Origin of the sequence: Flavobacterium sp. ALD4 (genome assembly GCF_002836475.1) — a bacterium.
GTDB lineage: Bacteria > Bacteroidota > Bacteroidia > Flavobacteriales > Flavobacteriaceae > Flavobacterium.
This window is the reverse complement of sequence record NZ_PJBJ01000030.1, coordinates 287,465-312,302: the sequence shown is the minus strand read 5'-3', so window position 1 is coordinate 312,302 and position 24,838 is coordinate 287,465. Positions and strand designations below refer to the sequence as shown.

20 protein-coding genes are annotated in these 24,838 nt (G+C 33.6%); 15 read left to right on the top strand and 5 right to left on the bottom strand.

Going from position 1 to position 24,838, the window contains the following annotated elements; translation table 11 throughout:
• Positions 1-85: 85 nt before the first annotated feature.
• Positions 86-847: a response regulator gene (locus CXF59_RS10015; protein ID WP_101137655.1), complete on the top strand. Its 762-nt coding sequence runs from the start codon at positions 86-88 to the stop codon at positions 845-847.
• A gap of 889 nt (positions 848-1,736) precedes the next feature.
• Here CXF59_RS10015 and CXF59_RS10010 read toward each other — a convergent pair.
• Positions 1,737-4,922 (bottom strand): PAS domain S-box protein, encoded by a 3,186-nt coding sequence (locus CXF59_RS10010; protein ID WP_101137654.1) that lies wholly within the window; start codon positions 4,920-4,922, stop codon positions 1,737-1,739.
• 843 nt (positions 4,923-5,765) lie between these two features.
• Between CXF59_RS10010 and dnaG the strand changes: the two genes are divergently transcribed.
• Entirely contained in the window at positions 5,766-7,733 is a 1,968-nt protein-coding gene (gene dnaG / locus CXF59_RS10000; RefSeq protein ID WP_101137652.1) for a DNA primase, read from the top strand.
• On the opposite strand, the gene CXF59_RS09995 is transcribed toward dnaG, so the two are convergent.
• On the bottom strand, positions 7,734-8,363 hold the full coding sequence (locus tag CXF59_RS09995) for a response regulator transcription factor (protein ID WP_101137651.1): 630 nt from the start codon (positions 8,361-8,363) through the stop codon (positions 7,734-7,736).
• An 89-nt stretch (positions 8,364-8,452) separates the two neighbouring features.
• Entirely contained in the window at positions 8,453-9,253 is an 801-nt protein-coding gene (gene nadE / locus CXF59_RS09990; protein ID WP_101137650.1) for an NAD(+) synthase, read from the bottom strand.
• Positions 9,254-9,354: 101 nt separating this feature from the next.
• On the opposite strand from nadE, the gene gldB reads away from it, so the two are divergent.
• Positions 9,355-10,311 carry a gliding motility lipoprotein GldB gene (gene gldB / locus CXF59_RS09985; RefSeq protein WP_101137649.1) on the top strand — a complete coding sequence of 319 codons (957 nt, stop codon included), beginning with the start codon at positions 9,355-9,357 and terminating at the stop codon, positions 10,309-10,311.
• Positions 10,311-10,646 carry a gliding motility protein GldC gene (gene gldC / locus CXF59_RS09980; protein WP_101137648.1) on the top strand — a complete coding sequence of 112 codons (336 nt, stop codon included), beginning with the start codon at positions 10,311-10,313 and terminating at the stop codon, positions 10,644-10,646. The genes gldB and gldC overlap by 1 nt, the downstream gene beginning before the upstream one ends.
• A 95-nt stretch (positions 10,647-10,741) precedes the next feature.
• Here gldC and yihA read toward each other — a convergent pair whose 3' ends face one another.
• Together yihA and CXF59_RS09970 are read right to left on the bottom strand one after the other, a co-directional pair.
• The gene (gene yihA, locus CXF59_RS09975) at positions 10,742-11,356 is read right to left on the bottom strand and encodes a ribosome biogenesis GTP-binding protein YihA/YsxC (protein WP_101137647.1); all 615 of its coding nucleotides are present in this window, start codon (positions 11,354-11,356) and stop codon (positions 10,742-10,744) included.
• A 39-nt stretch (positions 11,357-11,395) separates the two neighbouring features.
• Positions 11,396-12,160, bottom strand: a complete 765-nt coding sequence (locus CXF59_RS09970) for an alpha/beta fold hydrolase (protein ID WP_101137646.1) — start codon at positions 12,158-12,160, stop codon at positions 11,396-11,398.
• Between the two features lie 395 nt (positions 12,161-12,555).
• Here CXF59_RS09970 and CXF59_RS09965 point away from each other — a divergent pair, with 395 nt between their 5' ends.
• From CXF59_RS09965 to CXF59_RS09915, 11 genes are read left to right on the top strand one after another with little or no spacing between them, the layout of a single operon-like run.
• Positions 12,556-13,029: a division/cell wall cluster transcriptional repressor MraZ gene (locus CXF59_RS09965; RefSeq protein WP_101138518.1), complete on the top strand. Its 474-nt coding sequence runs from the start codon at positions 12,556-12,558 to the stop codon at positions 13,027-13,029.
• On the top strand, positions 13,004-13,912 hold the full coding sequence (gene rsmH, locus CXF59_RS09960) for a 16S rRNA (cytosine(1402)-N(4))-methyltransferase RsmH (protein WP_198554677.1): 909 nt from the start codon (positions 13,004-13,006) through the stop codon (positions 13,910-13,912). Before CXF59_RS09965 ends, rsmH begins: the two co-directional genes overlap by 26 nt.
• 6 nt (positions 13,913-13,918) lie before the next feature.
• A complete protein-coding gene (locus CXF59_RS09955; protein ID WP_101137645.1) occupies positions 13,919-14,266 on the top strand; it encodes an FtsL-like putative cell division protein in 348 nt (115 codons plus the stop codon).
• Complete coding sequence (locus CXF59_RS09950) at positions 14,257-16,260, top strand: penicillin-binding protein (RefSeq protein ID WP_101137644.1); 2,004 nt, start codon at positions 14,257-14,259, stop codon at positions 16,258-16,260. The genes CXF59_RS09955 and CXF59_RS09950 overlap by 10 nt, the downstream gene beginning before the upstream one ends.
• Positions 16,257-17,720 (top strand): UDP-N-acetylmuramoyl-L-alanyl-D-glutamate--2,6-diaminopimelate ligase, encoded by a 1,464-nt coding sequence (locus tag CXF59_RS09945; RefSeq protein ID WP_198554676.1) that lies wholly within the window; start codon positions 16,257-16,259, stop codon positions 17,718-17,720. Before CXF59_RS09950 ends, CXF59_RS09945 begins: the two co-directional genes overlap by 4 nt.
• Before the next feature lie 7 nt (positions 17,721-17,727).
• Entirely contained in the window at positions 17,728-18,957 is a 1,230-nt protein-coding gene (gene mraY / locus CXF59_RS09940; RefSeq protein ID WP_101137643.1) for a phospho-N-acetylmuramoyl-pentapeptide-transferase, read from the top strand.
• A gap of 1 nt (position 18,958) precedes the next feature.
• Complete coding sequence (gene murD, locus CXF59_RS09935) at positions 18,959-20,290, top strand: UDP-N-acetylmuramoyl-L-alanine--D-glutamate ligase (RefSeq protein WP_101137642.1); 1,332 nt, start codon at positions 18,959-18,961, stop codon at positions 20,288-20,290.
• Between the two features lie 39 nt (positions 20,291-20,329).
• Complete coding sequence (locus CXF59_RS09930) at positions 20,330-21,619, top strand: FtsW/RodA/SpoVE family cell cycle protein (RefSeq protein WP_101137641.1); 1,290 nt, start codon at positions 20,330-20,332, stop codon at positions 21,617-21,619.
• A 47-nt stretch (positions 21,620-21,666) separates the two neighbouring features.
• Entirely contained in the window at positions 21,667-22,761 is a 1,095-nt protein-coding gene (murG, locus tag CXF59_RS09925) for an undecaprenyldiphospho-muramoylpentapeptide beta-N-acetylglucosaminyltransferase (RefSeq protein ID WP_101137640.1), read from the top strand.
• A 17-nt stretch (positions 22,762-22,778) separates the two neighbouring features.
• Positions 22,779-24,128, top strand: coding sequence for a UDP-N-acetylmuramate--L-alanine ligase (murC, locus tag CXF59_RS09920; RefSeq protein ID WP_101137639.1), 1,350 nt, complete (start codon positions 22,779-22,781; stop codon positions 24,126-24,128).
• Complete coding sequence (locus tag CXF59_RS09915; RefSeq protein WP_101137638.1) at positions 24,115-24,837, top strand: cell division protein FtsQ/DivIB; 723 nt, start codon at positions 24,115-24,117, stop codon at positions 24,835-24,837. The genes murC and CXF59_RS09915 overlap by 14 nt, the downstream gene beginning before the upstream one ends.
• The last annotated feature ends 1 nt before the right edge of the window (position 24,838 follow it).

Below are 24,838 nucleotides of genomic sequence, written 5' to 3'. Positions count from 1 at the left end.
TAATTCGTAATTTCAACATAAATAAGTATCATTAAGTAAAAAAAATTAACAGTTAATTTAATATTTTTATGTTTATTTTTGTCATATGGTCGAGGCAAAAAAAAATATAGTTTTAATTGAAGATAACCTCGCTTTAGGAGATTCTATTATGGATTTGCTAACGGTAAGTAATTTTGATGTGAAATGGCTTAAAAACGGTTATGACGCGCTGCTGTATCTGAATGGAAATTCGCCTGACATTATAATAAGTGATTTAATGATGCCTGTTATGGGTGGGGATGAACTATTTTTAAAAATCAGAAAAAGCAGTAAATTCAATACTATTCCTTTCATAATTATCACTGCTAATATTGATGAACAAACTAAGTTCAAGCAACTTGAGAATGGCGTTAATGATTATATTATGAAACCGTTCAAAACTCGAGAGCTAATACTTAAAATTAATAATATCTTACATTTAAAGCGTCAAATAGAAGAAGAAAATAAGCCTAATCCTTTTTCAAAAGTTGTAATAAAATTATCTGAAAGAGATTTTCTATTATCAGTTAATGCTATTTTATCCAAAAACATTAAGAAAACTATAGATATTGAAGAACTAGCATTTCAACTTCATGTAAGTAGATCCACGTTAGATAAAAAAATAAGAAAACGCACTAAAAAAAATATAAGTCAGTATATAAGAGAATTTAAATTGGATTATGCGCTTAAATTAATTTTCTTGGGAGAAAGGAATATGCAGTTTTTAGTAGACGAGACCGGTTTTAATTCTTTGTCTTATTTTTCGACTAGTTTTAAGAAGTATGTAGGCATGACCTTAAGAGATTATGTTAAATCCACTCAAATATAAAATATTTTTTAATTAATAGTATTTATTTTTAAATCATGTATTACTAGTAATGTCAAAACCCCTTATATTTAGTAATATAGAAGCTTTAGTCTTAATAAATTAAAACTAATATTTTGATAAAAAGCAGACCTTCAAAAGAAGTTGGGAATAATTTAGAAACTTCTTTAAATTCAAATAAAATTAAGAGAATAACTTGTCTTTTATATTTTTGCCTTACACTTACTATATTTGTTTTAATGATGGCAATTGTACTTTTTTTTAAAGTTATATAGAGCCTTTGTATTTAGTACAAAAATATATTTTTCTGATTATCACGAACTTCTTTTTTAAATTAATAGTAGTTTTTTACTAGCTATCAATAAAAGTAAATGATTTTATTTTTTTACTTAGTAATTTTACGAAGTAGGTTTAACTCTTATCATACAGCTTACTGGAAATTTTATCCGGGGGGATAAAACAAATTAATTATCATATTTAATGTAAGCTGTTATGATAAGTTTTTAATTTTATTAAGACAAGGAATCAAATAATTGTATGAAATTATTTGATTTTATACTTTTGGTATCTTCTTTTAATATAAAACTTATTTTTTTTAGCGTTAGTCTTTTTCATACATCCTTTTTTTTATCATTCAGAATTCAGTTTTAGTAAATAACGCGATATCGATATTATTCTAAAAATTATTTATAGCCATACTTTTTAAGATGATAATTATCGTTAAAAATTACCATATTTATTTTGTGCGGAATAATATCAGTATTTATAGTTGTGCTGCTTGCTTTTTTTGTTTCAGTTACTTCGAGACTGACAGTGATAAAGACTCAGGGCGTAGTTTTTCTTTGTGTTGTTTCATCAACAATTAGTTGTTTTTTTATAAAGAGGATTTAATTTATGCTTTTGGTAATTGTAGGGTTACTTTAGTCCCTTTTCCAAGGATGCTTTCTAATTGTATCTTGCCTGAGTTTTTTTCTATGAATGTTTTAACAATATAAAGACCTAAACCTGTTCCTTGAATTCCATCAGTATTGCTGGCTCTATAAAAAGTGTTAAATAGTTTTGACTGATCTTTTTTTGGTATTCCAATACCAAAGTCTAGTATTTCAACTTGAATTTCAGATTTATTAGAAATTAAATTCAGTTGTACATTTTTGCAATTTTCAGAGTATTTAAAGGCATTGTTTAGTACGTTAAATATCGCATACTCTATTAAGTTTTTGTCTGCATAAATTAAAAATTGATTTCCTTCAAAATATAGATCTACTTTTTGGCCTTTGATATTTTGGCTGAAACTAGTGTCTGTTATAGTTTTACAGAGTTCTTTTAAATCGAATTTTATTGGCTTGAATGTAGTCTTTCCGGAGTCATCTTTCGATATTATCAAAACTGAATTCATTAAGTCAATAATTCGGTCAATTTCGCTCGTGATTCTGGTTGTTTGTTTTCTTAGATTTTGGTCACGTTGAGAATGTTGATCTTGAATATATATTTCCATTAATTCAGCACTTGTTCTTATGGTTGTCATTGGAGTTCTAAACTCATGAGAAATGGTAGAAACTAAATTAGTACGTAGTTCATTTAATTCACGTTGTTGTTTGAGTGTTTTTTCAATAGCAAAGTCGGCTTCTTTTCTTTTTGAAATATCTCTTGTACTAGTTTGAATTTTTATAGGAACTGCGTTTTCAAAAACGATTTTAGCATCAGTTTCTAACCAGATGTATGCTCCTGTGGAATTTAGATAACGGTACTCATTTCGGTTCGGTTCATGCTTTGAATTGAGATTGTCAAAATCAATTATCATTCTTTTAATGTCTCGCGGATGCGCAAAATCGATAGGGTTTTTTCCAATCAGGCTTTCTGGAGTAAACCCAATTAATGCTTCTACAGAAGGAGATACATATTGAAAAGTCATGTTTAAATCATGTAAACATACTAAGTGCGTTGTATTGTCTGCTAAAAGGCGGTATAAGCTTTCAGCTTTATTAAGTTGGATGTTTTTGTTTTTGTTGTTTTCTTCTAATAATAATTTGTTTTGTTGTTCAATTTTTGTTTTTTCTGTTACATCAGTTTGCGCACCAATCATGCGTGTCCATTTGTCTGATTCGTCGCGAATAATATAGGCTTTGTCTTTTATATAGGCATAAGTTCCATCAGATTTTAAAAAACGGAATTCATCATACCAAGTACTCGCTGTGCTTTCAAGTGCTCTTTTTAAGTTTTTATGAACTCTTTCTAAATCATCAGGATGAATAAGGTTTTCGAAATCTTGAACCTTTAAAAATTTGTTGTCATTATTTAATTTGTGACCAAATAGGTTTGTATAATTTTCTGACATTATGAAATTTTCAGAACCTATTTCCCAATCCCAAATTACATCAGAAGTAGCCTTATTGACATATTCAAAGCGTTCATTGCTGATTTTTAGCGCTCTTTCTGTTTTTTTCTGTGCTGTGATGTCGTTGAAAGAACTTACTACATAAAGAAGTTCATTAGTATCTTGAAAAACTGGAGTTGCATCAACTAATAACCAAATTAGATCATTGGTTATAGGACGACGGACTCCCATTACTATGTTATTGATTGGTTTTGACTTATTTATAGCTTGGGGAACGGGGAACTCTTCAGGTTTATAGGCGTAACCATCTTCATGAATTATCTCCCAATAGTCGTCATAAGAGGTTTTTCCTAAAAGTTGATCTTGGGTGAGTCCCAGCATTTTGCAAGCAGCTTTATTATTTTCTATAATTTCTGTTTGGGGGCCTTGAACTAAAATACCAACAGCAACGTTTTCAAGAATACTTGTTACAAGTTGACGGTTTTTTAAAATTTCATTTTGGATTTTTGTGTTTTCAGTGATGTCTACGCTAACGCCGATCATCATTGCAAGAGTCCCGTTGTCATTAAATACAGGTGTAAATTTTCTATTATGAATAGTTTTTTCTCCAATAGCATTACATAATTCTTCATTCCATGACAACGTTTTTTTATTTTGAATCGCTTGAATAAATTTAGCGTGTCTTTCAATTGCAAAATCAGCTGTTCTGTTAGTATGTTTAGCATATTCAAAATCATCTTTTCCAATAATATATTCCCTGAGTTCTTTATTTTTAATGGCGATAGGGTTTAAATAAAGGTACTTGTGATTAGGATCAAATACGGCAACATCTGAAGATAAATGGTTGAGGATAGTTTCGTAGAATTCTTTTTGTAGCTGGAGTTCTTGTTCACTTTCAACAAAGCTTGAAATGTCTTTACAATTTACTACGTAAAAAAGTTGATTATTTTTTTCTGTTAATTTAATCTTGGAAGAATACCAAATGTAATGTCCTCCTTTATGTTTTACTCTATAAGTAAGGTTTTTATTATTTTTTTCATTTAATTTAATAGTATCTAGTAAATCAGAATACTTTACTACGTCTTCTGGATGAATAAGGGCGTTAATGCTTGTACCAATAAGTTCATGCGGGCTCAGGCCTATTGATGATTTAGAATTTGTAGAAGCGTATGTTATTATACCATCTAAGGTGTATCCATAAATAATGTCGTTTGAATTATCGATAAAGTATTCAAATTGAAGCTTTACTTCACTGAGCTGCGTTTTTAGATTAGAGTTTTGTAATCTAAGATTTAGTGTAGATTCTATTTGGCAAGCACATTGTTCGATGATTTTTAATTCTGTTTTACTAAGTAGTTTGTTTTTATTGTTTAACAAACAAAGATTAGCTACGATTGATTTATTAGTCAGGTTGATTGGAAACCCTGCAAAAAATGTATAAACTTCCTCAAAGCCATTTAATTTATAGTTGCAATTTTGATTTGCACCAGAAAGAATTAAATTGTCATGGCTACTGGTAAGGTCATTAAAATGTACAATTTCATTTGGGGTATTGAAATTCTTCAAGCCTTTTTTAAATAAGATAATGTCTTCTTGCTTCTTTTTTATTGAAATAAAGGCACCTGAAACTTTACAAATCTCAGTTAGAAACTTTAAAATAGTATTAAATTCACTTTTAAGTTCCATTTCTGTTAAGCCTAAACTAACTGAATTTGAATCATTTAATTCCTGTGAAGTGTGCATTTAATTATTTTTAATTACGGGTTAAGATTTGAACCTTCAATTTTGAGTGCAAATTAGTTTAAAATTTTATTATATCATAAGGTAAATGAGTTGATTAACATGTTTTTAGGTGGATAATTTGCTGTAATCTATTTTAAGAAAAACATTTTTATTTCTTTAATACATGTGTTTTTTAATTTTTAGGAATAGTTTTTAAGTTATTAATAAAAACTAGACGTAGTCAGAGATACAGTGGTAATTTCGAACTGTTTAATATGTTACAGTTTACTCCTTTTTAAGTATAAACGTAATGTGATATTTTGATAAAATGGAATATAGTATAAAATCGAATTTTGATAAACTTTCATATATTACTCAATATGATAGTAAATACATTATAACTGAAAGTAACCTTTCTGTAGTATTGAAAGGTAACGTTGTTAATGTTGATATAAGTAACGTTTCAAATGTTAGAATAATAAAAAGGAGAAGTTTAGTATTGAACTATTTGATAATATTTTTATTAGTTGTTTTATTTATGATGATTAAGAGACTAGTTTTTCTTAATTATTTGAATACTATTCTGTTGGATATATGTACAGTTATCCTTTGTTTTTCATCTATTTTTCTTACTAAATATTCATGTAAGTTACTTTTAAATTATAAAGATTTGAGTTATCAAATTTTTAGGTTAGAGAGCGATATATCTGTAAATTTCAAACATATTTTTGGTGCTTAAATCTGTTTTATTTTGAAATAAGATTTTTGTTCGTCAGTCTTCTTTTTCACTTAAAATTTAGATTCTTTAAAACTGATTTTCAAATTACAAACTTTGTATATTTGCCTTTTTACTGCAAAACAACAATGATTACAAAGGCGACTATAGATACTGTTTTTGAAACTGCTCGTGTAGAGGAGGTTATTGGTGATTTCGTCCAATTAAAGAGAGCTGGAAGTAATTTTAAAGGATTGAGCCCGTTCTCTGATGAACGTTCCCCATCCTTTATGGTATCACCAGCTAAAGGAATTTGGAAAGATTTTAGTTCTGGGAAAGGGGGCAATTCTGTTGCTTTTTTAATGGAACATGAGCATTTTACGTATCCTGAAGCCATCCGCTACTTAGCCAGGAAATACAATATAGAAATAGAGGAAACAGAGCAAACAAACGAAGAAAAAGCAAATACAGATATTCGAGAGAGTATGTATTTGGTTTCTGAATTTGCAAAAGATTATTTTCATAAAACACTTTTAAAAACGGAAGAAGGAAAAGCAATAGGTCTTTCTTATTTTAAAGAAAGGGGATTTACCAATGAAACCATTGAAAAGTTTAGCCTTGGATATTCTCCAGGTACTTGGGATGCTTTTACAAAAGAAGCGCTTGGGAAAGGTTACAAATTAGAATTCCTGGAAAGTACAGGTTTAACAATCCCCAGAGAAGATAGACCCTTTGACCGTTTTAAGAGTCGCGTTATGTTTCCGATACAAAGTATGTCTGGAAGGATACTCGGTTTTGGGGGAAGAATATTGACCAATGATAAAAAGGCAGCTAAGTATTTAAACTCACCTGAGAGCGAGATTTATCATAAAAGTAAGGTGTTATACGGTATTTTTCAGGCCAAACAGTCTATTGCCAAACTCAACAACTGTTTTTTAGTTGAAGGGTACACCGATGTCATTCAGTTTAATCAAGTTGGAATTGAGAATGTGGTTTCCTCTTCAGGAACGGCATTGACTCCTGATCAAATACGTTTAATTAATAGGCTAACAAAAAACATTACGGTTCTTTTTGATGGTGATGCAGCCGGATTGCGTGCTTCCGTTCGAGGAATCGATTTGATTCTGGAAGAAGGCATGAATGTAAAGGTTTGTACTTTTCCTGACGGAGAAGATCCGGACAGCTTTGCCAAGAAAACATCTCATGATGACTTAGTTGCGTATCTCGAAAACAATGCAAAAGATTTTATTCAGTTTAAAGCATCGCTTTTGATGAATGAAGCCAAGAATGACCCAATAAAGAAAGCCGATTTGATTCGGGATATGGTAGTTAGTATTTCTAAAATACCAGATAGAATCCAACGCGAAATATACATTCAGGAATGTTCCCGAATAATGGATATTTCAGAGCAGGTGTTGGTTAGTACTTTAGCGCAGTTGGTTCAGAAAGACACTGCTGAAGTGGGGAAAAAACAAAAGCAACAGTATAAGGCGTTGGAAATTGTGAAAAGCGAAAATCCAGCCGATGTAGAAAAAGTGGATGTTCTTTATCGTTTAGAACGAAAAATCATAGAGATGTTGCTGCTGTATGGTGATAAAACGGAGGAGTTTGAAGATGTGCTTTTGAAATCCAATGGAGAAGGCGAAATTGAACATGTGATTGAAAAAAAGGAATATAAAGTATTTCACAGAATCTATTTGAGCTTACAGGAAGATGAGGTAGAATTAGCAAACCCCTTGTTTCGGGATATATTCAATGATCTGATTAATTATTATCTTCAAAATGAAGGTTTCAGTTTAGAGCAATACCTGATGCATTTACAGCCTGAGTTTGCACAGGAGGTTACGGATATTTTAATGGAAGACGAAAGGGTTGTTTTACACAATTGGGAGGGACAAAATATTTTTCCAAAATATAAAAAGGACACGATAGGTCAAAATGTCTCAGAGACTATTTTAACGCTGCGCTGGTATTTAGTAGGTAAAATTATTGAGGAAATAAAAAGCTCCATAACATCTACATCAGATAATACGGAGCCTATGACTATGATTAAAGATTACCTCGGTCTAACTTCTGCTTTTTCTAAAAAATTAGGGCGGGTTATGTCTCGATTTTAATTATACTATTTCTAATGTTTTTGCTTTGTTTACTAAATCAACTAGATTAGTAACGTTCAGTTTCGTTAACAAACGCAACTTGTAGGTGCTTATCGTTTTCTCGTTAAGACCCAAAATTTCAGCAATTTCGTGATTCTTTTTACCTCCACTTAAATAACGCAACACTTCAACCTCACGATTGGAAAGTTTTCGATACAAACGTTCGCTTTTGCTTTGTTTTGCAATTAAGGCTAGGTTTTTCTTCACGGTTTCATTCATGATGATCTTTCCTTGATTCACTTTAATAATTGATAAACCTAAGGTTTCCAACTTTTCTGTTTTGTGAACAAATCCTGAAACACCGGCTTTAATAGCATTTGGTGCATAAATCTGCTCTGAAAGGCCACTGAATATAATGATTTTCGTCTTAGGAAAGTTTTTTAAAATTGATTTGACTTCAAAAATACTGGAAAGACCTTCCAGTTCTAAGTCTAAAATTAAAACATCAATATCTTTAGTTTGGAGAATATCACGAATCATTAAAAAATTACCAACATTGGCAACGACTGATATTTCGGCATGATCTTTAAAATAAGATTTCACTCCAAAGTGTACTACCGGGTAGTTATCTGCTAAACAAACTTTAATCATGATTTTTAGTTTTAGAGTTTTTAGTCATGTTTCTTTATTAAATATATAAAAAATTAGTTATTATTTCTAATTATTCGGATAAAAGACCATTAATCCCGTTTAACTAAACAAACAGGTATTTCTTTCATTTTGTGTTGGTTAATTTTGTTTAGCCTTTTATATATGTCAAAAACCGTTTTTTCTCTTCCAGAAAAATCAGTAATGCTTTTTCCTGCTTCATCCTCAATCATCGCCCACTCTAATTCATCATAAGTAGCGCCTAATTGTGCTTCATCTGTTTTTTCGTCTCCAAAGAGTCCATCAGATGGAGCCGCGTTTAAAATGGAATCGGGGACTTTTAAATGAGCAGCTAACATAAATACTTCTGATTTCATTAAGTCAGCAATTGGACTGAGGTCTACACCGCCATCTCCATATTTTGTGTAAAACCCAACGCCAAAATCTTCTACTTTGTTCCCTGTTCCTGCGACTAATAATCCATGTATTCCAGCAAAATAATATAAAGTGGTCATTCGTAAACGAGCACGCGTGTTAGCAAGAGTTATATTTAGTTTATTTTCTTCAAAGTCAGAGGGAACCACACTTTTAAAGCTTTCAAAAACTGAAGTGAGATCCGCAGTGGTTGTTGAAACATTAGGGTATCTATTTCTCAACTGCTTAATGTGCTCACGTCCGCGACTCACATGACTTTCATGTTGGTGAATAGGCATTTCAACACATAGAACTTTCAGTCCGGTTTGAGCACACAGAGTTGAAGTTACCGCCGAATCTACTCCGCCGGAAATTCCAACAACAAATCCATTTACTTTTGCGTTTTCAGCATAGGTTTTTAACCAATTAACAATTTGGGTATTGACCTTCTCAACTTGAATCGTATTTTTTTTAATCATAATAGTTTACGTTTTCAAAAGCAGGAATGTATATTTGCAAAGCCAAATAAGGGGGGATATTGTTTTGACTGATTTTTCCTAGGCAAATTTAATTAAAAAAAATGAATAAATATATATATGCTTTAGTGCTATGTTGCTTTTTTTTATCCTGTGATAAAAAAAATAAAGAAGAAGTAGCTATCGATGAAATTCCCATGGAAATAAAGGTGGAGCGTTTTGATAAAGTGTTCTTTGAAACCAAACCGAAAGATTTGGATAAAATAAAAAAAGAGTTTCCCTTTTTCTTTCCACCGGGAAATGAAGATGCCGTTTGGTTGGACAAAATGCAGGATCCTCTTTGGAGAGAATTGTACACAGAGGTGCAGAAAAAATATCCGGATTTTGAACCGGTTAAAAGCAAACTGGAGGTACTTTTTAAGCATATAAAGTATCATTTCCCAAAAACGGAAACACCCAAGGTAATTACTGTAATTTCCGAAATGGATTACAACAACAAAGTCATTTATGCGGATAGTCTGGTAATTATTTCCCTTGAAATGTATTTGGGTAAAGAGCACAAGTTTTATCAGTTTCCTAAATATATAAAGCAGAATTTTGAGGAAAACCAGATCATGGCTGACGTCGTTTCGAGCTTTTATAAACGAAAAGCATCACCTGTTATGGCTAAAAATTTATTATCCAAAATGATAGATTCGGGAAAGGAGTTGTACTTTAAAGATGTTTTGCTTCCTGAATATAGCGATGCTGATAAGATGGGATATACAAAAGAGCAGATAGAATGGTGTGATCAAAATGAAAGTTATATGTGGCGTTATTTTATTGAAAAAGAAATGCTCTATAGTGATGATCAAAAACTAATGCCGCGTTTTATAAATCCGGCTCCCTTTTCTAAATTTTATTTGGAAATTGACAATGAAACGCCTGGCCAAGTTGGGGGTTGGATAGGATGGCAAATTGTTCGTTCGTATATGAAAAACAATGAAGTATCTTTGCAACAATTAGTAGGCACAAGTGCTAAAGAAATATTTGAAAAATCAAAATACAAACCTAGAAAGTAATGTCAGATAAAAACAGATCGGAAATTAAATTCCTTGTAGAGTTAGATGAAAACCGTGTTCCAGAAAAGCTATTATGGTCCGCAAAAGACGGAGGGGTAGATTTAGAAGAGGCAAAAGCAATTATGTTGTCTGTTTGGGACAGTAAGTCAAAAGAAAGTATGCGTATTGATTTATGGACAAAAGAGATGCCGGTTGATGAAATGAAAATTTTCTTTCATCAAACATTGGTGGCAATGTCAGATACTTTTCATCGTGCCACCGGTGATGAAAAGATGGCGGATACCATGAAAGATTTTTGCGAATATTTTGCAGAAAAGTTAGAGTTGAAGAAGTAAGATCGATTTCTGCTGTAATGAAAAACATCCCAAAGCTTAAATTTAAGTTCTGGGATGTTTTATTATTTAGGAATCATTGTAGTCTTTTATTAAAATTAACTGTTGTTCTTAAAGACTTCTTGGTTTACTTCGTCGATGTACTTTAAAACATCTTCTTTTCCCAACGATTCTGTTGCAGAGGTCACAAAATATGGAGGCATTTCAGCCCAATTGTTAGTGAACATGTTTTTCTTGTAAGCCGCAATATGCGAATCTATTTTTACCTTACTGATTTTGTCTGCTTTGGTGAAAATGATGCAAAAAGGAATTTCACTCTCTCCCATATAAGACATGAATTCAATATCTATTGTTTGAGCTTCATGGCGAATATCGATTAAAACAAAGGCGCAAACTAATTGTTCTCTTGTTTCGAAATAATCAGTTATAAACTGCTGGAAAACTGATTTTGTTTTTTTGGATACCTTAGCATAACCATATCCTGGTAAATCAACTAAGAACCAATTGTTGTTTATCAGGAAATGATTTATTAGCTGTGTTTTACCTGGTCTTCCTGATGTTTTCGCTAATTTTTTTTGGTTGGTCAACATATTGATCAATGAGGACTTTCCAACATTAGACCTACCTATAAAAGCATATTCTGGCAAACGGTCTTTAGGACATTTGCTAACATCGGAGTTGCTAATTACGAATTCGGCGGTGTTGATTTTCATATTTTTTTGTGTAAAATCTCTTTTTAAAGAGAGAGGTACTTATAAGTTGGATTTAGTTAGCCATTCTTCAAGCAAGTGATTGAACTCTTCCGGTTGTTCCATCATTGCCGCATGACCACATTTGTCAATCCAATATAAAGTGGAGTTGGGTAGTAATTTATTAAATTCTTCAGCTACATCCGGAGGTGTAACTTTATCGTTTTTGCCCCAGATAATGCAAGTTCGTACATGCATCTTTGGAAGATCTTTTGCCATATTATGACGAATAGCACTTTTGGCAATTGTCAATGTTTTGATTAGTTTTCTTCTGTCATTTATAGATGCATAGACTTCGTCAATCAATTCTGGTGTAGCTACTGCAGGGTCGTAGAAAACGTCTTCGGCTTTTTTCTTGATGTATTCGTAATCACCTCTTTTTGGATAGCTATCACCCATAGCACTTTCATATAAGCCGGAACTTCCTGTTATTACAAGTCCTGCAACTTTTTCAGGGTACATTTTTGTATGGTATAGGGCGATATGGCCTCCCAGCGAATTCCCTAAAAGAATTACTCTGTCAAACCCTTTAAAAGTTATAAAATCCTTAACGTATTTAGCAAAACTTTTTACGTTTGTTTTTAAAATATTTTGTGAATAGATAGGCAAATCCGGGATAACAACTTTGTATCCTTTGTCAGAAAAATAACTGGCTACAGCATCAAAATTACTTAACCCTCCCATTAGCCCATGTAAGATTACTAGTGGCGTTCCTTCTCCAGCTTCATAATAGCTGTATTTACCTTCCTTCTTATAGTTTTTTTCCATGTTTTTGAATACGGATTTTCAATTTTCACAAATATAGGATTTAATAAATTAAAAAGAATTTTTGAAAACGATTTTTGATCATATTGGTGAATTTTGATCGTATTTATTTTTCAGGACATAAATATTATGTCAAATTACTCTTTTTAAAGGTGTTTCCTATTAGAGAAGAATGGGTATTGAAGTTAAATTTCTGAAGGTAAATGGATAAGAATTTTGATAGTTTGAATATTCTTGTGTCTAACTTGTAAAGTGGCTAATGGTCTGACAGTCTGATAGTCTGAAAACTAAGGGGTTCTGCTTATATGTGGTTAAACTTATTAACAAAGTGGTAGATAGTGGTAAATAGTGGTGATATTTTTCATATTTTTGCTTTATATAATTTTAAAACTATTCTTTTGAATACAATTGTTGGAACATATGAATGTAAGGTTGATGCTAAAGGAAGGGTACTGTTGCCAGCGCCCTTGAAAAAGCAATTGACACTTTCTCTTCAAAGCGGTTTTGTTTTGAAGCGTTCTGTTTTTCAGCCTTGTTTGGAGTTATATCCTATGGAAGAATGGGATGTGATGATGGCCAAAATTAATAAACTGAATCGGTTTGTAAAGAAGAATAATGATTTTATCCGCAGATTCACTGCTGGTGTAAAAGTAGTGGATATTGATTCTTTGGGAAGATTGTTGATTCCTAGAGATTTGGTGTCTTTCGGCAGTATTTCTAAGGAAGTGGTCTTTTCTTCCGCTGTAAACATAGTGGAGATATGGGATAAAGATTTATATGAAAAATCGATAAGTGGTGAAGACGTAGATTTTGCAGATTTAGCAGAAGATGTAATGGGAAACATAAATGACGACGACAATGGAATATCATAATCCGGTTTTGCTTCAAGCATCAGTAGATGGTTTAAATATTAAGCCTGATGGCGTGTATGTAGATGTAACCTTCGGTGGAGGCGGGCATTCAAAAGAAATATTGAGCAGGTTGGGGCCAGATGGGAAACTGTTTGCTTTTGATCAGGATGAGGACGCTTTGGCAAATGCTTTGCCAGATGAGCGGTTTACTCTTATTAATGAAAATTTTAGATTTATCAAACGTTTCTTGCGTTTTTACGGATTGAAAAGTGTTGACGGGATTTTGGCTGATTTAGGAGTTTCTTCTCATCAATTTGATGTGGCCGAAAGAGGTTTTTCTACTCGGTTTGACGCCGAATTAGATATGAGGATGAGTCAAAAAAATGACCTCAATGCTTATAAAGTGGTTAATGAATACGACGAGGCAAACTTAAAGCGAGTATTCTTGGACTATGGAGAGTTGAAAAACGCTCCCGTTTTGGCAAGAACTATTGCTGACGCTAGAGAGGTACAAACTATTAAGACTACCGATGAATTAAAGGAGGTTTTGGCAAAACATTTACCAGACAGAGTTAGGAACAAAATACTAGCTCAAATCTATCAAGCTATTCGAATTGAAGTAAATCAAGAAATGGATGTTTTGAAGGAATTTTTGGAGCAGTCATTAGAGGTATTAAAACCGGGAGGACGATTAAGTGTTATTTCATATCATTCATTAGAAGACAGATTGGTGAAACGATTTATGAAAAACGGGATGTTTGAAGGGGAGCCTGAACGTGATTTTTTTGGAAATTTTTCCGTGCCGTTTAAGACTATTGGAAAGCTAATAGTACCGGATAAAGAAGAGATTAAGGTAAATAATAGAGCTCGAAGTGCTAAACTAAGAATAGCTGAAAAGAAATAATCTAGAATGAAAAACGGTGTTTATAACATATTAAAAGCGAGGTTTCTTATCGATGATGATGCGATGAAAAATTGGCGTTTTATCGTTTTTCTTATTCTTTTAGCTATCCTCATGATTGCTAATACACAACGTTTTGAGCAGAAGGTTTTTACAATTGCAAAATTAACGACTGAAGTGAAAGAATTGCGTTCAGAATTTGTTGACAGACGTTCTCAATTGATGAAATTGAAAATGGAATCGACTGTTTCTGAAAAAATGGTGGAAAAACAAATTTTCCCAGCAACTGTTCCTCCAATTAAAATAAAAGTAAAAAAAGAAGAAGAGAAAACTTTTCTTAAAAAAATATGGCAGTAGAGGATAAACACATATCGTACAGAATCTATCTTGTTGCATTTGCTATCTTTTTGGTAGCGATCGCTATTGCTGTTAAGTTGACTAACATTCAGTGGGTTGAAGGAGATTATTATAGAAAATTAGCTAAGGAAAGAACAGTTAAAAATTTCGTTATCCCTTCAAATAAAGGGAATATATATTCTTCTGACGGGAGCTTATTGGCTACTTCAATTCCTAATTACGAAATACGTTTTGATGCTTTAGCGCCAAAAATGGAAATATTTGAGAAGAATGTACAAGCATTATCTGATTCGCTGGCGGTTGTTTTGGACAAATCAAGTAGTTTTTATCAGAATGAATTGAGAAGAGCGAGAGCAACTAACAATCGATATTATTTAATTGCCCGGAATTTAAGCTACACCGATTACATAAAAATTAAAGGATTTCCCTTGTTTAAATTAGGTGCCTACAAGGGCGGTATTATTGTTGAACAAAAAACAGTTAGGGAGCATCCAATAGGTAAAATAGCCGAACGTACTATTGGTTATGAAAGAAAAACACCTGCGGGCACTTATGACGGAAAAGGGATTGAGTGGGCATACAGGAAATATTTAAATGGGAAAGATGGTAAGATTCTTAAGCAAAAAATAGCAAAGGGGCAGTGGAAGCCTATTCGTGATGTTAATGAAGTTGACCCGCAAGACGGCTATGATGTAATATCAACCATAGATGTCTACATACAAGATATTGCACATCATGCTCTATTAAAACAATTGCAAGAGTATGAAGCAGATCATGGTTGCGTAGTGGTAATGGAAACTGAAACAGGGAAAGTACGTGCAATTGCTAATTTAGGTAGAGCCAATGACGGTACTTATTATGAAACAACAAATTATGCTGTTGCTGAATCCCACGAACCGGGATCGACTTTTAAATTAGTTGATTTAATGGCTATACTAGAAGATAAAGTGGCTGATACAAGTACGGTTTACGATACTTATGGTGGGGAGATAAGATATTCAGGGAAGGCAGTAAGGGATTCTCATAAGGGAGGATATGGAAAAATATCTTTGGCTAGAGGATTTGAGTTGTCCTCAAATACCGTTATGGTTCAGGCGGTTTACGAAAATTATAAAAATAATCCTTCAAAATTTGTCAACCATGTAAACTCTTATGGATTAAATAAGAAGCTTAATATGGATTTTGAAGGGGAAGGAAGGCCTTTTATTCCGCAACCAAGCGACAAAAATTGGTCTAATATTTCGCTTCCTTGGATGGCCTTTGGGTATGGAGTTTCAGTAACGCCAATGCAGACTTTGGCATTTTATAATGCTGTTGCTAATAATGGGGTATTGGTAAAACCGCAATTTGTGTCAGAGATAAAAGAGTGGAACAAAACCATTGTTAAAATGGAAAAACAGGTCATTAACCCAAAGATATGTTCAACCGAAACATTGCTGAAATTGAAAGCAGTTTTAAAAAATGTGGTTAAAAGAGGGACAGGGTCAAAACTGTACTCAAAAGACTTCTCGATGGCAGGTAAAACAGGGACAGCGCAAGTTAATTATGGCAAAGATGGTGGGTCAGGCCAATACTATGCTTCGTCTTTTGTAGGATACTTTCCAGCAGATAATCCTAAGTTTTCTTGTATAGTCGTGGTACATAAACCAAGCACGGTGAATAACAATTATTATGGTGCAGATGTTGCAGGGCCGGTTTTTAAAAGAATTGCACAAAAGATTTTTACAGATGTTCCTTCGACAAACGAAATTAAAAATATAGATAGAAAAGTACCTAAACAGGAAAAAAATTATAACAACTACTTTGCTAAACTACAGAAGTCACAGCGGTCAATTCCTAACGTTAAAGGGATGGCAGGAATGGATGCGATTGCTTTATTAGAGAATTTAGGTGTAAAAGTAAAAGCAGTCGGCATGGGAAAGGTGAAGACACAATCGCTTCAAGCAGGTCAGGATATAATAAAAAACACAACTATAATATTAGAATTATTGTGATTATACTAAAAGACATATTACATAAAGTCGCAATAAAAGCGATCTCTGGCTCAGAGGAAGTTGCCGTGCAGAAAATCGAGTTTGATTCAAGAAAAATTGAAGCAAATGACATTTTTGTCGCTATTCGTGGCTCCGTGTCAGACGGACATGATTACATTCAAAAAGTAATTGAATTGGGAGCAGCAGTAGTTGTTTGTGATACTTTTCCTGAACAATTTGAAGATGGAGTTACATACATACAGGTTGTAGATACTAATGAGGCATTGGCTTTTATGGGGGCTAATTATTTCGGTAATCCATCGAAAAAATTAAAGTTAGTTGGTATCACTGGAACAAACGGTAAAACTACCATAGCTTCTTTATTATATCAATTATTTAAAAAAGCGGGCTTTAAAGTAGGATTGATTTCTACGGTAAAAATTTTAGTTGACGATATCGAATACAAAGCCACACATACGACGCCTGATTCAATCACGATTAATCATTACTTAGCGGAGATGAGAGATGCTGGTGTTGAATATTGTTTCATGGAAGTAAGTTCTCATGGGATTCATCAAAAAAGAACAGAAGCATTGCATTTCGTAGGTGGAGTTTTTACCAATTTGTCTCACGATCATTTGGATTATCATCCCACTTTTGCAGAGTATAGGGATGTTAAGAAATCTTTTTTTGATAACCTTCCAAAAAATGCTTTTGTACTGACTAATGTTGATGACAAAAATGGTGCTGTAATGTTACAAAATACAGTGGCTAATAAACGCAGCTATGCTTTAAAATCTTATGCTGATTACAAAGCACAAATTCTCGAGAATGAATTGTCGGGATTATTGTTAAAGATTGAAGGGAATGAAGTTTGGGTAAAACTAATCGGAACGTTCAATGCTTATAATGTTTTGGCAATATATGGTACTGCAGTTGAATTAGGAATGGATAGTTTAGAAACACTGCGTTTGTTATCTGAGCTGGAAAGTGTATCGGGAAGATTCCAATACATTGTTTCTACTACAAATATCACTGCTATTGTTGATTATGCTCATACTCCCGACGCATTGGAAAATGTTTTAAAAACAACCAATGACATTCGGACTAAAAACGAACAGTTGATTACTGTCGTGGGTTGCGGGGGCAATAGAGATAAAACGAAACGCCCGATTATGGCTAGTATAGCCTCTGAATTGAGTGATAAAGTAATTCTTACGTCTGATAATCCAAGAAATGAGGATCCTGATACGATTATCAAAGAAATGGAAGAAGGGGTTACGGCAGAGAATTATAAAAAAGTGCTTGCGATATCTGATAGAAAGCAAGCTATAAAAACAGCGTGTCAATTTGCTCAGCCAAACGATATTATTTTGATTGCGGGAAAAGGGCATGAAACCTACCAAGAAATCAATGGTGTGCGTCATGATTTTGATGACATGAAAATAGTAAAAGAGATATTAGAACAACTTCATAAATAGTAAAAATATGCTGTATTATTTATTTGAATACTTAGATAAGACATTGAATATTTCCGGAACTGGAGTTTTTCAATATATAACATTTAGATCGGCATTAGCCTTTATACTTTCTTTATTGTTGTCTACGATTTATGGAAAAAGAATCATTCGTTTTTTGCAAAATCAGCAAGTGGGGGAGACGGTTCGTGAACTTGGATTAGCAGGACAAAATGAAAAAGCGGGAACGCCAACCATGGGAGGTTTAATTATCATATTCGCTACGCTAGTTCCTGTAATGTTGTTTGCAAAACTGCAAAATATTTACGTGCTGTTGTTGATCGTAACTACTTTGTGGATGGGAACCATCGGTTTTGTTGATGACTATATTAAAATATTTAAAAAAGATAAGCAAGGATTAAAAGGAATTTTTAAAGTATTCGGACAAGTGGGATTAGGTCTGATTGTTGGAGCCGTTCTTTATTTTAGTCCCGCAGTAACAGTGCGAACAGATACCGGTAAAGGAGATGTTTTCAGAGTCACTACAGAAAACGTAATAACGGAGACTCCGGTTGAAGAAAAATCTACAGCCACTACGATTCCTTTTTTTAAAAATAATGAATTCGATTATGCTGAATTATTGGCTTGGACAGGTGAAGGATATGAAAAATGGGCTTGGGTGATTTTTATCCCGGTTGTTATTTTTATTATCACAGCGGTTTCAAACGGAGCTAATTTAACAGACGGAATTGATGGTCTCGCAGCAGGAACCTCGGCGATATCTGTTTTAGCGTTGGGTATTTTTACTTTCGTTTCTGGGAATATTATTTTCTCCAATTATTTAAACATCATGTATATCCCTAATTCAGGGGAGATGACGGTTTTTATAGCTGCGTTTGTTGGATCATTAATTGGGTTTCTTTGGTATAACTCCTATCCCGCATCCGTTTTTATGGGTGATACTGGAAGTCTGACCATCGGAGGAATTATTGCGGTGTTGGCTATTGCAGTTCGTAAAGAATTATTGATTCCGTTATTGTGCGGTGTTTTTTTAGTCGAAAATCTATCGGTCGTGATACAGGTTAGTTATTTTAAATATACGAAAAAACGCTTCGGCGATGGTAAAAGAGTTTTCCTGATGGCACCATTGCATCATCATTATCAAAAGAAGGGGTATCATGAGAGTAAAATTGTAACTCGATTTTGGATTGTAGCTATTTTGTTAGCGATACTCTCAATTATTACTCTAAAATTAAGATAATATGAGACTAGTAGTTTTAGGAGGAGGAGAAAGTGGAGTAGGTACTGCCATTTTGGGGAAGAAAAAAGGATATGATGTTTTTGTGTCTGATTTTGGAAAAATAAAAAACAATTACAAGGATGTTCTTATAGATAACGGTATTGATTGGGAAGAGGAAAGACATACAGAGGGTTTAATTGTAAATGCAGATGTAGTCATGAAAAGTCCTGGGATTCCAGATAAATCTCCTATTGTTAAAAAACTGGTTGAAAAAGGAATTCCTGTGATTTCGGAAATAGAATTTGCTGCTCCTTTCACAAAAGCACTTACAATAGGTGTGACAGGAAGCAACGGAAAGACGACCACAACCATGTTGATCTATCACTTGCTTAAATCGGCGGGATTGAATATAGGATTGGGCGGGAACATTGGAAAGAGTTTTGCCTGGCAAGTTGTTGAAGACAAATACGATTCTTACATACTTGAATTGAGTAGTTTTCAGTTGGACGGAATCGTCGATTACAAACCGCATATTGCCATTATTACTAATATAAGTCCTGATCATTTGGATCGTTATGAATATAATTATCAAAATTATATCAATTCAAAGTTTAGGATCACAATGAATCAAACCGAGGATGATTACCTCATATATGACGCAGATGACGAAGCCATTACAGAATGGCTAAAAAACAATAAAACGAAAGCTAAATTAATCCCTTTTTCATTGACAAAAACGTTCAACGAAGGAGCATTTATACAAAATAACAAAATGGAAGTAATTATCAATCAAGATGAATTTTTAATGGAAACAGAATCTATTGCATTAGAAGGAAAACATAATATGAAAAATGCAATGGCAGCAACCTCTGTGGCAAAATTGATGCAAATACGTAAAGCAACAATTCGTGAAAGTTTATCTAATTTTCAAGGAGTGGAGCACCGTCTTGAGAATGTGTTGAAAATTCAAAATGTACAATATATCAATGATTCAAAAGCCACTAACGTAAACGCTACTTTTTTTGCACTTGACAGTATGAATATGCCAACGGTATGGATTATTGGAGGTGTAGATAAAGGGAATGACTACAATGAATTGATGTCATTAGTACGTGAAAAAGTGAAAGCTATCGTTTGTCTTGGAGTTGACAATAAAAAAATAATTGATGCTTTCGGTAATGTGGTTGATATTATGGTAGAAGTTTCGAATATGAATGATGCCGTTAGAATGGCACAACGATTAACGGAGAAAGGGGACGCCGTTTTATTATCACCTGCATGCGCTAGCTTTGATTTGTTTGAAAACTATGAGGATAGAGGAAATCAATTTAAACAAGCGGTTCACAACCTATAAGCGGGAGCCAAGAGCTTTTTTTAAAATTAAATAATACAGATGAAACAACTAATAAGCAATTTAAAAGGAGATAAAGTAATATGGTCATTCGTGGCTTTATTAGCCTTGTTTTCATTTATGCCTGTTTTTAGTGCCAGTAGTAATTTGGCTTATTTAGGACATGGAACGGGAAATACTTTGAGCTATTTGGTGAAACATTTGGTCCATATCTGTATCGGGTTTCTCATTATCTATGGTGTACATAGAGTTCCATATCATTATTTTAGAGCAATATCTAAGGTAGCATTGCCAGTTGTTTGGATCTTGTTATTGTATACACTGGTCAAAGGAACTGTCATTGCTGGCGCAAATGCCAGTAGGTGGATTCAGGTTCCATTCATAGGTATGTCATTCCAAACGTCGACATTGGCTTCTGTAGTGTTATTCATATTTGTGGCCCGATACTTGTCCAAAACCAGAGAAGTGGCAATGACTTTTAAATCCTCTCTTTGGGAGCTTTGGTTGCCTGTGTTTATTACTCTGATTCTAATTTTACCGGCCAATTTTTCCACTACTGCATTAATTTTTGCAATGATACTCATGTTAGTGTTTATTGGAAAGTACCCATTAAAATATATTGGAGCGATTGTAGGTTCCGGAATTCTATTTCTTGCTTTTTTTGTTCTTGTTGCTAAAGCTTTTCCTGATTCTCGATTTTTCAGTAGAGTAACAACTTGGGAAAAGAGAATCGAAAATTTCAGCACGGATAAGCCGGATGAAGATGATTACCAAATTGAGAAAGCTAAAATTGCTATTGCATCTGGTAAAATTTATGGACTGGGTCCCGGGAAAAGTGTTCAGAAGAATTTTTTGCCGCAATCCTCGTCTGATTTCATTTATGCTATTATCGTTGAAGAATACGGTCTTATAGGTGGCTTTGGCGTTCTTATTTTATATTTGTTACTGTTGTTTCGATTCGTAATTGCTTCGCACAAGGCCAATACGCTCTTTGGAAAGTTAGTCGTCGTTGGGCTCGGTTTTCCGATGATATTTCAAGCGATGGTTAATATGGCCGTAGCAGTAGAGTTATTGCCAGTCACAGGTCAAACATTGCCCCTGATTAGTAGTGGGGGGAGTTCGATTTGGATGACTTGTTTTGCTCTGGGGATTATTATCAGTGTGACTAAAAAAGATGAAGAAATTGAAGAAGAGCTTAAGACCGCTGCTAAACGTGAGGAAGCACTTCAAAAACTAATTGACGCTGAATTAGATGCAGAAAAGGAAGTCGAAGAAGATTATTCAATTGTAGATAAAGCGGCAAATCCGATGAACGCAGTTTTGAATAAATAATATTTTTAAGGGATAACTTAATTTTAAAACTAACAAAATTCAACAAGATGGGGCAATATAAATTCATATTAAGTGGTGGAGGTACAGGTGGACATATCTATCCGGCTATTGCTATCGCTTATGAATTAAAAATTCGCTTTCCTGATGCTGAATTTCTTTTTGTGGGTGCCAAGGATAAAATGGAAATGCAAAAAATACCGCAAGCCGGTTTTCAAATTAGGGGTTTGTGGATTGCTGGTTTACAAAGGAAAATAAGTTTACAAAATTTGATGTTTCCACTTAAGTTGGCGAATAGTTTATGGAAAGCAAAAAAAATAATAAAAGAGTTTAATGCAGATGTGGTTATCGGCACCGGTGGTTTTGCCAGTGGACCGTTATTGAAAATGGCCAGCATGATGGGTATTCCTACCGTAATTCAAGAACAGAATTCCTATCCTGGGATTACCAACAAATTATTGAGTAAAAAAGCAGATGTAATCTGCGTGGCGTATGAAAATTTGGAGCGGTTTTTTCCAAAAGAAAAAATGATTTTAACAGGGAATCCGGTGCGTCAGGATTTAATTGATATTGAAAGTAAAAGAGTAGCTGCAATTGAGTATTTTAATTTAGATGCCACTAAAAAAACACTATTGGTTCTTGGCGGAAGTCTTGGAGCAAGAAGAGTAAATCAGTTGATTGAGAAAGAATTGGAAAACATTCAAAACCAAAATGTTCAGGTAATATGGCAATGCGGGAAATTATATTATGACGATTATAAAAAGTACAATTCTAATAGTGTTCAGGTTGTCGCTTTTATCGAAAGAATGGATTTTGTGTATGCCGCTGCGGATATTATTATCTCAAGAGCTGGAGCGTCATCAGTGTCGGAATTATCTATTGTAGGGAAACCGGTTATTTTTATCCCTTCGCCCAATGTAGCTGAAGATCATCAAACTAAAAACGCAAAAGCTATTGTTGATAAAAAAGGGGCGCTTTTGTTGAAAGAATCCGAACTTGAAACAGAGTTTAGCTTGGTTTTTGAAGCCTTATTAAAAGATAAAGGAAAGCAAAATCAATTAAGTGAAAATATCAAACACTTAGCAATGCCTTTGGCGACAAAACAAATTGTTGACGAAATTGTGAAATTAATTAGAAACAAATAAATACAGAATTAATCGATATGAACTTAAACCAAATACATAACGTCTATTTCATCGGTATCGGTGGTATCGGTATGAGTGCTTTGGCTCGGTATTTCAAAAATATCGGTAAAGAAGTTGCTGGTTATGATAAAACTCCTACTGCTTTGACAAAGGAGTTGATAGATAGTGGTATTGCAATTCACTTTGAAGATAGTATTGATTTGGTTCCCAAAGATTATTTTGTCGAAAATACTTTGGTTATTATTACGCCTGCTGTTCCTATTACACATTCAGAATGGAACTATTTTAAAGAGCGTGAATATAATATTAAGAAAAGAGCTGAAGTCTTAGGAATAATAACTAGAGATACGTTCTGTTTTGCGGTTGCAGGAACGCACGGAAAAACAACAACATCCAGTATTTTAGGTCATATTTTGTATGAAAGTGGGGCAGACGTAACTGCCTTTATAGGCGGTATAGTAGAAAATTACAATTCGAATTTAATAGGTGACGGGAAAACAGTTACCGTAGTTGAGGCCGATGAATTTGACCGTTCTTTTTTGCATTTACACCCAAATATTGCTTGCGTTACATCAATGGATGCAGACCATTTAGATATTTATGGGACCAGTGATGCGATTGAAGAGTCATTTGTGGAATTTGCAAATAAAGTAGAAGATAAAAGCAGACTATTTATAACTAAGGAGCTTCCGTTAGAAGGAGTTACCGTGGCGGTAAATGAGGATGCTGTTTACAGTGCGGTAAATGTTAGAATCGATAACGGGAGTTATATTTTTGATGTAAAAACGCCAAATGGAATTTTGAAAGATCTCCGTTTTGGGTTACCCGGAAAACATAATTTGATGAATGCTTTAATGGCTATCGCAATGGCAATAAATTTCGGCACCCCAACCGATGCCATTGCAATAGCCTTAGCTTCATTCAAAGGGATAAGAAGACGATTTTCTTATCAGATTAAAACGGAAGATTTAGTGTATATAGATGATTATGCACATCATCCAACTGAAATTAATGCAGTATACCAGGCGGTAAGGGAATTATATCCTTCTAAAAAAGTTCTCGCGTTGTTTCAACCCCATTTGTTCAGTAGAACAAAAGATTTTGCTGATGATTTTGCCAAGAGTCTATCTCAATTTGATGAGCTTTTATTGATGGATATTTATCCTGCGCGAGAATTACCGATGGAAGGAATAACATCAGAATGGTTATTGGGTAAAGTAGATAATAAAAATAAGAAGTTAGTATCAAAAGAGAATGTGATAGGAGCTGTTTTGGAAAGTGATGCTCATATAATCGTGACGATAGGAGCAGGAGATATTGGAGAATTAGTAGGGTCGATAAAAAAAGCGCTAAATGAAAATATTTAACTGGACAAATACGAGATTAGTTCTCATGATGGGGGTTGTAATTTTCCTTTATTCATTTACTTCAAATCGGAATGAAAACAGAAAAATTACTAAATCTGTCGTTGTTTTTATTGGAGATAATGCTCTTTTTGTGAAAAGAGAAACGGTTAATAAATTGTTAATAGAAAATAAAGAGAATGCATCAACCATTGGAAAAGATAAGCTAGATTTGAGTAAGCTAGAGAGGAGACTGAATTCAAATGAGATGATTGAGAAATCAGATGTATTTGTGAGTATTGACGGTGTTCTAAAAGCAGTGGTAAAACAAAAGACACCGGTGGCGCGGGTTTTGGACGGGGATGGCTCTTTTTATGTTGATTACGAGGGAGGTATAATGCCATTGTCAAATAATTTTACACCGAGAGTTCCGCTTGTTTCGGGGAAGATTAATAGAAAAAATAGCGAAGAATATGCCCGGTTATTTCGTGTAATTTATGACGATGATTTTTTGAAAAAAAACATAATTGCTGTTGAGATTATGCCCAATGGAAGGTTAAGAATGCTCAATAGGAATTATGATTATCAAATTGATTTTGGAAATATCGCAGATATGGAGCAAAAATTCAAAGATTATAAGGCATTCTTTCAAAAAGCAGTTTTAGACAGTTCGTTATATAAATATAAAAAAATAGACCTCAGATTTACAAAACAAGTAGTTTGCACTAAATAAA

Bases quoted from the DNA above. Each gene is read 5' to 3' on its own strand.
- CXF59_RS10015 (WP_101137655.1), top strand. From the start codon at position 86: ATGGTCGAGGCAAAAAAAAATATAGTTTTAATTGAAGATAACCTCGCT.
- CXF59_RS10010 (WP_101137654.1), bottom strand. From the start codon at position 4,922: ATGCACACTTCACAGGAATTAAATGATTCAAATTCAGTTAGTTTAGGC.
- dnaG (WP_101137652.1), top strand. From the start codon at position 5,766: ATGATTACAAAGGCGACTATAGATACTGTTTTTGAAACTGCTCGTGTA.
- CXF59_RS09995 (WP_101137651.1), bottom strand. From the start codon at position 8,363: ATGATTAAAGTTTGTTTAGCAGATAACTACCCGGTAGTACACTTTGGA.
- nadE (WP_101137650.1), bottom strand. From the start codon at position 9,253: ATGATTAAAAAAAATACGATTCAAGTTGAGAAGGTCAATACCCAAATT.
- gldB (WP_101137649.1), top strand. From the start codon at position 9,355: ATGAATAAATATATATATGCTTTAGTGCTATGTTGCTTTTTTTTATCC.
- gldC (WP_101137648.1), top strand. From the start codon at position 10,311: ATGTCAGATAAAAACAGATCGGAAATTAAATTCCTTGTAGAGTTAGAT.
- yihA (WP_101137647.1), bottom strand. From the start codon at position 11,356: ATGAAAATCAACACCGCCGAATTCGTAATTAGCAACTCCGATGTTAGC.
- CXF59_RS09970 (WP_101137646.1), bottom strand. From the start codon at position 12,160: ATGGAAAAAAACTATAAGAAGGAAGGTAAATACAGCTATTATGAAGCT.
- rsmH (WP_198554677.1), top strand. From the start codon at position 13,004: ATGACGACGACAATGGAATATCATAATCCGGTTTTGCTTCAAGCATCA.
- CXF59_RS09955 (WP_101137645.1), top strand. From the start codon at position 13,919: ATGAAAAACGGTGTTTATAACATATTAAAAGCGAGGTTTCTTATCGAT.
- CXF59_RS09950 (WP_101137644.1), top strand. From the start codon at position 14,257: ATGGCAGTAGAGGATAAACACATATCGTACAGAATCTATCTTGTTGCA.
- mraY (WP_101137643.1), top strand. From the start codon at position 17,728: ATGCTGTATTATTTATTTGAATACTTAGATAAGACATTGAATATTTCC.
- murD (WP_101137642.1), top strand. From the start codon at position 18,959: ATGAGACTAGTAGTTTTAGGAGGAGGAGAAAGTGGAGTAGGTACTGCC.
- CXF59_RS09930 (WP_101137641.1), top strand. From the start codon at position 20,330: ATGAAACAACTAATAAGCAATTTAAAAGGAGATAAAGTAATATGGTCA.
- murG (WP_101137640.1), top strand. From the start codon at position 21,667: ATGGGGCAATATAAATTCATATTAAGTGGTGGAGGTACAGGTGGACAT.
- murC (WP_101137639.1), top strand. From the start codon at position 22,779: ATGAACTTAAACCAAATACATAACGTCTATTTCATCGGTATCGGTGGT.
- CXF59_RS09915 (WP_101137638.1), top strand. From the start codon at position 24,115: ATGAAAATATTTAACTGGACAAATACGAGATTAGTTCTCATGATGGGG.